Genomic DNA, 11,531 nt, shown 5'->3' with positions numbered 1-11,531 from the left:
TCCGGCTTCGGCTTCTGGAGCCACGACATCGGCGGCTTCGAGGGCACCCCGACCCCCGCCGTCTTCAAACGCTGGACCCAGGCGTCCGGGGCCCTCGCACGAGCGCTGTGCTAGCTGCCGACGAAGGCCGCCAGCAGCAGCCAGACCACCGGGGCGGTCGGCAGGAGCGAGTCCAGCCGGTCCATGATGCCGCCGTGGCCGGGCAGCAGCGTGCCCATGTCCTTGATGCCGAGGTCGCGCTTGATCATCGACTCGCCCAGGTCGCCCAGGGTCGCGGTGACCGCCGCACAGCCGCCCAGGATCAGGCCCTGCCACCAGCTGCCGTCGTCGATGATCAGCTGCATCAGCAGGGCGCCGGCCAGCATCGACAGGCCGACACCGCCGGCCAGGCCCTCGCGGGTCTTGCCGGGGCTGATCGTCGGGGCCAGCTTGTTCTTGCCGAACTTGTAGCCCACCGCGTAGGCGCCGGTGTCGCTGCAGATCGTGACGATCAGGAAGAGCACGATCCGCTGGGGGCCGTCGTCGGCCGCCAGCATCATCGCCACGAAGGTGGCCAGGAACGGCACGTAGAACGCGGTGAACACGCCCGCCGTTATGTCCCGCAGGTAGTTCTCCGGCGGCTCGGCCATCCGCCAGACCATCACCGCCAGCCCGGTCAGCGCGAGCGAGGCCGCGGCCCACTGGACCCCGGCCCAGTAGCCGGTGGCGATCATCGCGATGCCACCCGCCACCAGCGGGACCAGCGGTGCCTTGATCTGCTTGCGCTCGGCCAGCCGGCTGGTCAGCTCCCAGACGCCGACCGACGCCGCGGCCATCACGACGACCAGGAACAGCGCCTTCACCACGAACAGCGAGGCGACGATCACCGCGCCGAGACCGACCCCCACGCCTATCGCGGCCTGGAGGTTGCGGCCGCCGCGCTGCTTGCGCGGCTGCGGCTGCGGGGCGGGCTGGGCCACGGGTGTCTCCTGCCCTGGATGGGACGACGGGGCGAAGGGGGGCTGCCCGGCCGCCACCGGGTGGCCCGGCGGCGCGGGCTGCACCGGAGTCCCGGGGGGCGGCGGCGGGGCGCCGTGGCCGGGGACGGGGGTGACGTCCTCGGTGACCGCGCGCAGCACGACCGTCTCCGGGGCGCCCGGTACCGCCGGACCGGGCTGCTCGTCCCGGAACAGCGGGCCGCTCAGCCGACCGGCCTCCCGGGCCGCACCGGCGGCGGGATCGGCCGGGTGCCCGGCCTGCGGGCCCGGCTCGACGGGCGGGCCCGGGTCGGCCGGTACGGGAGGCATGACCTGAGTCTCCTCCGCGTCGCCGCCCCAGTACACCGGAGGCTGCTGCGGGTGACCCGAACGGTGGCCGGGGTCACCCGGGACGCCGCCGGGCACGCCCGGGTGGACCGGGTGGCCGGGGTGCGCCTGGTACCCGGGGTGTCCCGGGACCGGCGCCGGCGCCGGGTAGTCGCCGTACCCCGGCGCCGGGTGCTCCGGCTGCCGGGGGGCCTGCGGCTGCGGCGCCGGGCGGTAGGGCTGGTACTGCTGGTCGGATGGGCCCCAATAGCCAGGGGCGTCAGGGGCGTCGTTCATCAGACTTCGAGCAGCTCGGCTTCCTTGTGCTTCAGCAGCTCGTCGATGGAGGCCACGTACTTGGCCGTGGTGTCGTCGAGCTCCTTCTCGGCGCGGCGGCCGTCGTCCTCGCCGACCTCGCCGTCCTTGACCAGCTTGTCGATGGCGTCCTTGGCCTTGCGGCGCACGGAACGGATCGAGACCTTGGCGTCCTCGCCCTTGCCGCGGGCGAGCTTGATGTACTCCCGGCGGCGCTCCTCGGTGAGCTCGGGCAGCACCACCCGGATGATGTTGCCGTCGTTCGACGGGTTGACGCCCAGGTCGGAGTCGCGGATCGCCTGCTCGATGGCCTTCAGCGCGGTCTTGTCGAACGGCGAGACGACCGCCATCCGGGGCTCCGGCACCGAGAAGGAGGCCAGCTGGTTGATCGGCGTCACGGCGCCGTAGTACTCCGCGACGATCTTGGCGAACATCGCCGGGTGCGCGCGGCCGGTACGGATGGCAGCGAAGTCGTCCTTGGCGACGGCGACGGCCTTCTCCATCTTCTCCTCGGCCTCGAGGAGGGTCTCTTCGATCACTGTGATCTCCCTGTCCGGTTCATCTGCTGTTGTCCCGACCGGTGCCGGCGCCGGGGCCGGTCGAGGCCCGCGACACCGTCCCGTACGGCTGGTTGCTGCTCAGGCCCGGACAGAATCCTGGCTGATGAGTGTGCCGATCTTCTCACTCTTCACCGCGCGCGCGATATTGCCCTCCGCCAGCAGCTCGAAGACCAGCATCGGAAGGTTGTTGTCCTTGCACAGCGTGATCGCGGTGAGGTCAGCGACCTTGAGGTCGCGCGCGATGACCTCGGAGTACTCCAGCGCGTCGAACTTGACCGCGTCCGGGTTGGTCCGGGGGTCGGAGTCGTAGACGCCGTCCACGCCGTTCTTGCCCATCAGCAGGATGTCGGCGTGGATCTCCAGGGCCCGCTGGACGGCGGTGGTGTCGGTGGAGAAGTACGGCATGCCCATACCGGCGCCGAAGATCACCACGCGGCCCTTCTCCAGGTGCCGGACGGCCCGCAGCGGCAGGTACGGCTCGGCGACCTGGCCCATCGTGATCGCGGTCTGGACCCGGGTCTCGATGCCCTCCTTGACCAGGAAGTCCTGCAACGCCAGGCAGTTCATCACGGTGCCCAGCATGCCCATGTAGTCGGAGCGGGCCCGGTCCATGCCGCGGACCTGCAACTCGGCACCCCGGAAGAAGTTGCCGCCGCCGATGACCACCGCGACCTCGGTACCGGCACGGACGACCGTGGCGATCTCCCGGGCGATCGCGTGCACGACGTCCGGGTCGACGCCGAGCCCGCCGCCACCGGCGAAGGCTTCACCGGACAGCTTCAGCAGCACCCGGCGGCCCGAGCCGACCTTGGTGTCCTGCGCGGTCTCCTGCGTCTCCTGCATGGACTTCTCCTTTTTGCACCTACTGGCTCACAGGCGAGGGTGTGCGGATGCCCTGCCTGCGCGTACACGCGAGGAGGCCACTGCCGCGGGAACCGGTACGGTGTCCTGCACGGCAATGGCCTCCTCGTCGTTCATGGTGCCGACGTGGCCCGCCCATAGACGGATGGCGCTGGGTGAGCCCGTTCGGCGTTCCGCCCGCCCCTGGTCAGCGGGCGGGGGTGGTTCCCAGCGTAAGGGCGCCGGGGACCAGGTGGAACGTGGCTCAGGCGCCGACGCGGAAGCGGGCGAAGCGCTTGAGGGCGACGCCGTTCTCCTCGAGGACCTTGGCGACGGTCTTCTTGTTGTCCTTGGCGAAGGCCTGCTCCAGGACGGAGTTCTCCTTCACGAAGCCGGTGACGCGACCCTCGACGATCTTCGGCAGGGCGGCCTCGGGCTTGCCCTCCTCGCGAGCGGTGGCCTCGGCGACGCGGCGCTCGTTCTCGATGTCCTCGGCCGGGATGTCCTCGCGGGACAGGTACTTCGGCGCGAAGGCGGCGATGTGCTGCGCGACGTCCTTGGCGACCTCGGCGTTCTCCTTGTCCAGCTCGACCAGGACGCCGACGGCCGGCGGCAGGTCGGGGCTGGTCTTGTGCAGGTAGACCGCGACGAAGCCGTCACCGTCGAACTGGGCGAAGCGACGGAAGACGATCTTCTCGCCCAGGGTCGCGTTGGCCTCGTCGACGAACTGCTGGACGGTCTTGCCGGCCTCGATCTCGGAGGCGAGGGCGGCGTCCAGGTCGGCCGGGGCGGTGGCGGCCACGTGGGCGGCGATCGCGTCGGCGACCTTGACGAAGTTGTCACCCTTGGCGACGAAGTCGGTCTCGCAGTTCAGCTCGACCAGGACGCCGGACTTCTTGTCCTCGGCGATCAGCGCGGCGACGGCGCCGTTGGAGGCGTCACGGCCCTCGCGCTTGGCGACGCCCTTCTGGCCCTTGATGCGCAGGAGCTCGACGGCCTTCTCGACGTTGCCCTCGGCCTCGTCCAGGGCCTTCTTGCAGTCCATCATGCCGGCGCCGGTGAGCTCACGGAGCTTCTTGACGTCCGCGGCGGTGAAGTTCGCCATGGTGTGAATCTCTTCTCGCGTCTCGCGTGTCTGCGGGGAGGTGCGCCGGGACCGGTGGTTCGGTCCCGGCACGGGAGAGAGGGGCACCTACCGGTTTCGTACCGGCGAGTGCCCCTCACCCTTGGTACGTCAGGCCTGCTCGGCCGGAGCCTCGGTGGCCGGAGCCTCGGTGGCCGGAGCCTCGGCGGCGGGGGCCTCCTCGGCCTTCTTCTCGCCCTCGATGAGGTCCTTCTCCCAGTCGGCGAGCGGCTGGTCGGCGCCCGGCTCGGCCTTGGTGTCGCCCTTGGCGACACCGGCGCGGGCCTTGAGGCCCTCGGCCACGGCGTCGGCGATCACGCGGGTCAGCAGGGTGACGGAGCGGATCGCGTCGTCGTTGCCCGGGATCTTGTAGTCGACCTCGTCCGGGTCACAGTTGGTGTCGAGGATGGCGACGACCGGGATGTTGAGCTTCCGGGCCTCGCCGACCGCGATGTGCTCCTTCTTGGTGTCCACGATCCAGACGGCGCTCGGAACGCGCTGCATGTCGCGGATACCGCCGAGGGTCTTCTCCAGCTTGTCGTGCTCGCGCTGGAGGACCAGGAGCTCCTTCTTGGTGAGGCCGGAGCCGGCCACGTCCGAGAAGTCCAGCTCGCCGAGCTCCTTCAGGCGCTGCAGGCGCTTGTAGACGGTCGAGAAGTTGGTCAGCATGCCGCCGAGCCAGCGCTGGTTCACGTAGGGCATGCCCACGCGGGTGGCCTGCTCGGCGATGGCCTCCTGGGCCTGCTTCTTCGTGCCGACGAAGAGGACGCTGCCGCCGTGGGCAACGGTCTCCTTGATGAACTCGAAGGCGCGGTCGATGTAGTTCAGCGACTGCAGGAGGTCGATGATGTAGATGCCGTTGCGCTCGGTGATGATGAAGCGCTTCATCTTCGGGTTCCAGCGGCGGGTCTGGTGACCGAAGTGGACGCCGCTCTCCAGCAGCTCCCGCATCGTGACGACGGCCATAGCCGTGCTCCTCAGGTGTTACGGCCCGGCTGTCGCAGTGAACGGCGGTTCGCGCGGTGGCGCTCCCCGCTCGCGCGGCTGCGTCCGGCCGGGTCAGGCTCGGTTTGTCCGTGGCGGCCAGGTGACAGCCACGCCTGACGCCCCGAACGTGCCGAGCCGCTTGCGCCCGTCCGGTCCGGGACCGGTCGGGCTCGGCGGACCGAGCGGCACTCGCACCGGGCGGGGGCTGCGGACGAGCCGCATCCGTCCACCGGTGGCGGGGCGTGCGAAGTCGACCCGGCGGACCGGGTCGCGTGTGAAGTGTACGGGAAGCGCCGAGGGGCGGGCGACTCAGTGAGTGGCGGAGGGCCTGCGGCAGGCGGGTCCGCGGGGGCGGCGGCGCCCCCGGCGGGCCGGTCCACCAGGGCCGGCGGGGAGTCGCCCGAGCCGCTGGTCCACCGGATGGCGGCACCCGTACACCCGTCCGTGCACCCCTCCGTACACCCGCCCGTACACCCGTCGGAGGGACAGCCGTTGTCCACAGGGGCGGTTTGTCCACAGGAATCCGGAAGTGGGTGGTGTGCGGGGCACGCCGCGGCGAGGCTCCGGCCATGACTGCTCGCACCGGGGTCCGGGCTCGGCTTCCGTTCACCACACTGCTGACGGCGGTGGTGGTGGTGGCGGCCGTCCTGCTGCTGGGCGCGGCCGGTGCGGCGGGGCGCCCGGTCCGAACCAGCGCCGCCACCTCCGTCGCCACCTTCGCCACTGCTTCCGTCGCCGCGTCCGTCGCCGCGGAAGCTCCCGCTCCGGGTGGCGGACGGGCCTGGCCGGTGGGCGGGCCCGGCGCTCTGCTCGGGCGGTTCGAGCCGCCGGCGCGCCCCTGGGCCGCCGGGCACCGGGGCGTCGACCTCGCCGCGACGGCCGGGGCCGAGGTCCGGGCGGCGGCGGCCGGGGTGGTCACGTACTCCGGGCTGGTCGCCGGGCGCCCGGTGCTGACCGTCACGCACCCGGGTTCGGGCGCTCCCCCGCTCCGGACCACCTACCTGCCCGTGGCCGGCTCCGTCCCGGTCGGGACCGCGGTCTCCGCCGGGCAACCGATCGGGCGGCTCACCCCCGGCGGGCGGCACTGCGCCGGCCACGACTGCCTGCACTGGGGGCTGCTGCGCGGCAACCGCTACCTCGACCCGCTGGCCCTGTTCGGGGCCGGCTCGGCCCGGCTGCTGCCGCTCGGCGGCTCAGGCGCCGCCGAGCCCGTGCAGGGCCATGGCGACGGCGGCGTCGGCGATCAACTCGGGGCTCTCGGCGGGGCGACCCGCCCGCCCGCCCTCGACGAGCTGCTCGGCGCTGCGGACGGCTGCCTCCACGATCCCCTGGAGCAGCGCCGCGGCCAGCCGGGGCTGTCCGTGGCCGAGTTCCTCCAGAGCCTGCACGACCAGACCGGCCAACCGACCGTGCGCCGCCCGGATCCGCTCACGCGCGGCCTCGTCGAGCTCCAGCGCCGAGATCGCCACCACCGCCCGGTGGCGGGGGTCGGCGGCCAGCACCAGCTGGCCCCGGACATACGCCTCGATCCGGCCGGCCGCGGTGTCACAGCTCCCCATCCCGGCCTCGATCTCGGCCGCCCAGAGCGGGAAGTCCACCTCGCAGAGCGCCTCGACCACGGCGGCGCGGGAGCGGAAGTACTCGTAGACCGAGGAGCGCGCCAGCCCGGTCCGCGCCGCGAGCGCGGGGAAGGTCAGCGCCTCCTTGCCGCCCTCGGTGAGCAGGGTGCGGGCAGCGTCGAGGAGGGCTGCCCGCTGCAGCTGGCGATGCTCGGCCACCGTGGCCGCTCGGATCTTCGGCACGCCCCCACTGTACGGAGCCCTACACGCGCCCGATACGGCGCCGCGCATCCGGCGGGGAGCGCGGGCGCACGGGTGCGCGGACCGGCGCGTGGTGGGGCGTGCGGCCCGAGCGTGCGGCCTGGCGTGCCGGCTCTCGTTGTTTGCCCTGCGTTGCCTGCGCTGCCTGCGCTGCCTGCGTTGCCCGGTGCCGGACCTACCGGACGTCGGACAGCTTGGCGCGCAGTTGGAGGACGGACTTGGTGTGGATCTGGCTCACCCGGCTCTCCGTCACCCCCAGCACCTGCCCGATCTCGGCGAGGGTGAGGCCCTCGTAGTAATAGAGCGTCACCACGGTCTTCTCCCGCTCGGGGAGGGTGTTGACCGCCTGGGCCAGCAGCCGGCGCAGCTCACGGTCCTCGGCCACCTCGACCGGGTTGTCCGCGCCGTGGTCCTCCAGGGTGTCCATCAGGCTCAGCCGGTCGCCGCCCTCACCCACCGGGTGCAGCAGTTCGTCGAGGGCCACCACGTTCGCCAGGGACAGCTGACTGAAGATGGCGTGCAGGTCCTCGGTCGCGATGCCCATCTCGGCCGCGACCTCGGGGTCATGGGGTGTGCGGCGCAGCCGCGCCTCCAGCGTGGCGTACGTCCGCTCGACCGCCTTCGCCTTCTGCCGCACCGAGCGCGGGATCCAGTCCAGTGCGCGCAGTTCGTCGATGATCGCGCCCCGGATGCGGCTGATCGCGTAGGTCTCGAACTTGATGGCGCGGTCGACGTCGAACTTCTCGATCGCGTCGATCAGCCCGAAGACCCCGGAGGAGACGAAGTCCGCCTGCTCGACGTTGGAGGGCAGACCGACCCCGACCCGCCCGGCCACGTACTTGACCAGCGGTGAGTAGTGCAGGATCAGCTGCTCCCGCAGCCGCTGATCCCCGGTCTCCTTGTAGGAGCGCCAGAGCTCTTCGAGCGCGGTGCGGCCCTGACCCGTCGTCTCCTGCCCCGGGCGGGACACGGGTCCGGGCGTGGACGCGGGCTCGGGCGCGGACGTGGGTTCGGGTGTCGACGTGAGCGTGGGCGTGGGCGTGGGCGTGGGCGTGGGTGTCGTGGGTGTGGGCGCGGGCACGGGTGGTGAGGTGCCGTCCGGCGCCTGGGGGCCGCCGTCCGGCGGACGGGGTGCGCCGCCGACGGCGGCCTCGCCGGTCGCCTCCGCGGCGCTCACCGCGTCGGCGGGCTGGCCCGGCACCGCCACCGGCCGGCCGCCCTGCCGCGACAGGCCCCCCATCGCCCCCGTCGCCTTGGGCGGGAACTCGGTCACGGGGCGCCGCTCGGTCCGCGGCCCTCCCGAGGACCGGGCGCCACCGGTCACTCTGTGTCCGGGAATGTGTGTGGGCATGCGTTGGTCTGCGCCGTTCTGCCGAGTCATGTGCTGATAGGGAAGGCATGTGGAGCGTAGCGTGACCGACTCGCTGCAATGCGCTACCGCCACTCGGTCGTCCCCCGATCCGGTGGCATTGCCGCCACCGGATCCGGGCACCCGGTGGGGACCGGCCCGGACCAGCAGGTCAGCCGGGCGATCCCCCTCTGCGCCCCCTTCGGCGTCTGTGCGCTCCCTCCTGGGCCGTCACCTCCTCCGGACCAAGCGCCAGTGCGCGCCGTGCCGCTCCACATAGCCGAGGGATCCCAACTCGTAGAGCCGCTGCAACACTTCGTCCGGCGGGAGCCCGGACAGCCGGGCCAGCCGCTCGATCGGAGCGCCCTCGGCCGTCGCCGGAACGGCCTCCAGTACCCGGGCCACGGCCGGCTCCAGCAGGTCCCTCGGCAGCACCGGTCCAGTGCGCTCCGGCGCCAGGTCGTCCCCGATCGCACCGATCAGTTCGGTGATCTCCGCGGCCTCGGTGACCAGCGTGGCGTCGCCGCTGCGGATCAGGGCGTGCACCCCGGCCGAGAGCTCCGAGGTCACCGGACCGGCCACGCCCATGGTGTGGCGGTTGAGGTCCCGGGCCCGTCTGGCCGTGCTCAACGCCCCGCTGCGCATCGCCGCCTCGACCACCACGGTGCCCCGGGTGAGTGCCGCGATGACCCTGTTCCGGAGGACGAAGCGGAAGCGGTTCGGGTGCTCCCCGGGCGGGAGTTCACTGACCAGCAGCCCCTGGGCACCGATCCGCCGGATCAGTTCGGCGTTCCCCCGCGGGTAGGGCACGTCGACCCCGCAGGCGAGGACGCCGACGGTCATCCCGCCCACGGCGAGCGCCCCGCGATGGGCGGCCGCGTCGATCCCGTAGGCGGCGCCGGACACCACCACCCACCCGCGCTCGGCCAGTTGGGCCGACAGCTCCCCCGCGACGTGGGCCCCGTACGCGGTGCAGGCCCGGGAGCCGACCACCGCCACGGACCGGAGGGCCAGTAGCCGCAGCGAGCCCGTACCGGTCGTCCAGAGCCCGACCGGCCGGCCGTCGCCCAGATCGTCCAACTGGCTGGGCCATTCCGTGTCCCCCGGAATGATGAAGCGTCCACCGACCTCCCGTACCCGTTTCAGGTCCCCGGCCGGATCCAGACCGGGGAGTCTCGCCTGGTAGCCGGTGAGTCGGGTGGCGTCCAGGCCGGGGTGGTCCGGCACGGTACCGTCCCTGATCGCCCGCACCAGGTCGGTGGCGGCGACCTGGCCGAGCCACCGACCGATCATCGCGTCCCCCGGCTCGCTCAACCGGCTGAGCACCACACGGGCCAGGCGCTCGGGTTCGTACGCGGGGGGCCCGGTCTTGGCCGCGTTGTCCGCTTCGAACGGCGGCTGAGGGTGCCGCATCGTCTGGTTCATGCCTCACCGTCCTGGTTCACGGGCCGCCGGTCGTCCTTCCCGGCCCGACCGGGGCGGCTGGGGCGGCCGGAGGACTCCGGCGGGTCCGGCGGGTCCGGCGGGCGCGGCTGGTCCGGTCGATCGGATTGTCCGGATGGATCGGGCGGGTCCGGCGGTGTCCACCCGTCGGGCCAGTCCCCGACCGAGCCGCGTCGCTGGGCGGGGATCCCTCCGAGCCGACCGAAGACCCGTTCGGCCAGTGGCAGCCCCTGTTCCACACCGGTGCGCAGCACCAGCGCGGTACGGACGTCCCGCTGGTCCGGCCGGTCGCGGCCCGCGAGATCGGCGACCGTCCAGGCGACCCGGAGCACCCGGTCCAGGCCCCGGGCTGTCAGCACCCCCCGCTCCAACTGGCGCGCCACGTCGTTCAGCGCACCGGACGCGAGCTGCCAGCGGGTGCGCAGCTCGTGGCCCGGGACCTCCGCATTGGTCCGCCACGGGGTGGCCGCCAGCCGGGCCGCCGCCCGTTCCCGCGCGGCCAGCACCCGGGCCGCGACCGTCTCGGTGCTCTCCGCAGTGCTGTCCCGCTCCATGAGCTCGGCCCTCGTCACCGGGGCGACCTGGACCTGAAGATCGACCCGGTCCAACAGGGGCCCGGAGAGCCTCCCCTGGTAGCGGCTGACCATCGCCGGGGTGCACTCGCAGCCCTCGCCCCGCCGCGAGTGCCGACCACAGGGGCACGGGTTGGCCGCCAGGCACAACAGGAACCGGGCCGGGAGCCGGAGCGATCCGGCCGAGCGGGCGATCACCACCTGGCCCGACTCCAGCGGCTGGCGCAGGGCGTCGAGCACCCGGACCGGGAACTCGGGGGCCTCGTCGAGGAACAGCACGCCCCGGTGCGCCAGGGAGACCGCGCCCGGCCTCGGCAGGCCACTCCCCCCTCCGACGATCGCGGGCATCGTGGTGGAGTGGTGCGGGGCGCAGTACGGCGCGGTGTCGATGAGCGGGCGCCCGGCCGGGAGCAGGCCCGCCACCGAGTGCACGGCGGTGACCTCCAGCGCCTCCTTCTGGGTCAGCGGCGGGAGCAGCGACGGCAGCCGCTCCGCCAGCATCGTCTTGCCCGCGCCCGGCGGTCCCTTGAGATACAGGTGGTGTCCGCCGGCCGCGGCGATCTCCAGGGCCCGCCTGGCCTCGTACTGGCCGGCCACGTCGGCCATGTCCAGCCGCGCCGACCTCTCGTCGGGCAGGCCGCGGACGCCTGCGCTGGGCAGCATCAGCCCGGCCATCAGCGGGTCGGGACGCCCACCGATCGGGTCGGGCGGCTCCTCCGGCGCGGGCACGCCGGTGAGCACGGCGACCAGCTGCCGCAGACTGCGGACGCCGATCACGTTGACCCCGGGGACGAGCGAGGCCTCGGGCGCGGTCTGCTCCGCGACGACGACCCGCTCGTAGCCGGCGTCGGCGGCGGCCAACACCGAGGGCAGCACCCCGCGAACCGGCCGCACCCGGCCGTCCAGCCCCAGCTCACCGATGATCAGCAGGTCGGCGATGGACGACGGATCGAGCCGCTCGGCGGCGGCCAGCACCGCGCAGGCCACCGCGAGGTCGAACCCGCTGCCGCTCTTGGGCACCGAGGCGGGGCTGAGGCCGACCGTCAGCTTGCGCTGCGGCCAGGCCTCGCCGCTGTTCACAACGGCCGCGCGCACCCGGTCGCGGGCCTCGGACAGCGCCTTGTCGGGCAGGCCGACCAGGGTGAACGCGGCCACCCCGGGCTCCAGATCGGCCTGGACCTCGACGATCACCCCGTCGACCCCGACCAGCGCGACGGAACAGGTCCGGGCGAAGGCCATC

9 protein-coding genes and 2 pseudogenes are annotated in these 11,531 nt (G+C 73.0%); 2 read left to right on the top strand and 9 right to left on the bottom strand.

Going from position 1 to position 11,531, the window contains the following annotated elements; all coding sequences use genetic code 11:
• A pseudogene (locus tag ABTY15_RS30705) lies at positions 1–75 on the top strand (TIM-barrel domain-containing protein); the annotation flags it as partial.
• Between the two features lie 35 nt (positions 76–110).
• Here the strand turns inward: ABTY15_RS30705 and ABTY15_RS30700 are convergent.
• The 5 genes from ABTY15_RS30700 to rpsB all read right to left on the bottom strand — a co-directional run bounded on the left by ABTY15_RS30700 (position 111) and on the right by rpsB (position 5,087).
• Positions 111–1,286 carry a phosphatidate cytidylyltransferase gene (locus tag ABTY15_RS30700; RefSeq protein WP_350602372.1) on the bottom strand — a complete coding sequence of 392 codons (1,176 nt, stop codon included), beginning with the start codon at positions 1,284–1,286 and terminating at the stop codon, positions 111–113.
• A 293-nt stretch (positions 1,287–1,579) separates the two neighbouring features.
• Positions 1,580–2,137 (bottom strand): ribosome recycling factor, encoded by a 558-nt coding sequence (gene frr / locus ABTY15_RS30695; RefSeq protein ID WP_350602363.1) that lies wholly within the window; start codon positions 2,135–2,137, stop codon positions 1,580–1,582.
• Between the two features lie 99 nt (positions 2,138–2,236).
• Complete coding sequence (gene pyrH / locus ABTY15_RS30690) at positions 2,237–3,001, bottom strand: UMP kinase (protein WP_350602362.1); 765 nt, start codon at positions 2,999–3,001, stop codon at positions 2,237–2,239.
• A gap of 262 nt (positions 3,002–3,263) precedes the next feature.
• Positions 3,264–4,103, bottom strand: coding sequence for a translation elongation factor Ts (gene tsf / locus ABTY15_RS30685; protein ID WP_350602360.1), 840 nt, complete (start codon positions 4,101–4,103; stop codon positions 3,264–3,266).
• Positions 4,104–4,232: 129 nt separating this feature from the next.
• Complete coding sequence (gene rpsB / locus ABTY15_RS30680) at positions 4,233–5,087, bottom strand: 30S ribosomal protein S2 (RefSeq protein ID WP_350602359.1); 855 nt, start codon at positions 5,085–5,087, stop codon at positions 4,233–4,235.
• A gap of 590 nt (positions 5,088–5,677) precedes the next feature.
• Here rpsB and ABTY15_RS30675 point away from each other — a divergent pair.
• Positions 5,678–6,193 (top strand): annotated as a pseudogene (locus ABTY15_RS30675) (peptidoglycan DD-metalloendopeptidase family protein); the annotation flags it as partial.
• A gap of 108 nt (positions 6,194–6,301) precedes the next feature.
• Here the strand turns inward: ABTY15_RS30675 and ABTY15_RS30670 are convergent.
• From ABTY15_RS30670 to ABTY15_RS30655, 4 genes are all read right to left on the bottom strand, one after another.
• On the bottom strand, positions 6,302–6,886 hold the full coding sequence (locus ABTY15_RS30670; protein ID WP_350602371.1) for a TetR/AcrR family transcriptional regulator: 585 nt from the start codon (positions 6,884–6,886) through the stop codon (positions 6,302–6,304).
• A 217-nt stretch (positions 6,887–7,103) separates the two neighbouring features.
• Positions 7,104–7,898 (bottom strand): RNA polymerase sigma factor WhiG, encoded by a 795-nt coding sequence (gene whiG, locus ABTY15_RS30665; protein WP_350602369.1) that lies wholly within the window; start codon positions 7,896–7,898, stop codon positions 7,104–7,106.
• Positions 7,899–8,507: 609 nt separating this feature from the next.
• The gene (gene dprA / locus ABTY15_RS30660; RefSeq protein WP_350602357.1) at positions 8,508–9,701 is read right to left on the bottom strand and encodes a DNA-processing protein DprA; all 1,194 of its coding nucleotides are present in this window, start codon (positions 9,699–9,701) and stop codon (positions 8,508–8,510) included.
• Positions 9,698–11,530, bottom strand: coding sequence for a YifB family Mg chelatase-like AAA ATPase (locus tag ABTY15_RS30655; RefSeq protein WP_350602355.1), 1,833 nt, complete (start codon positions 11,528–11,530; stop codon positions 9,698–9,700). The genes dprA and ABTY15_RS30655 overlap by 4 nt, the downstream gene beginning before the upstream one ends.
• Position 11,531: the final 1 nt, after the last annotated feature.

Origin of the sequence: Kitasatospora sp. NPDC097643, from assembly GCF_040302625.1 — a bacterium.
Lineage (GTDB): Bacteria > Actinomycetota > Actinomycetes > Streptomycetales > Streptomycetaceae > Kitasatospora.
This window is presented reverse-complemented; position numbering and strand designations above follow the sequence as displayed.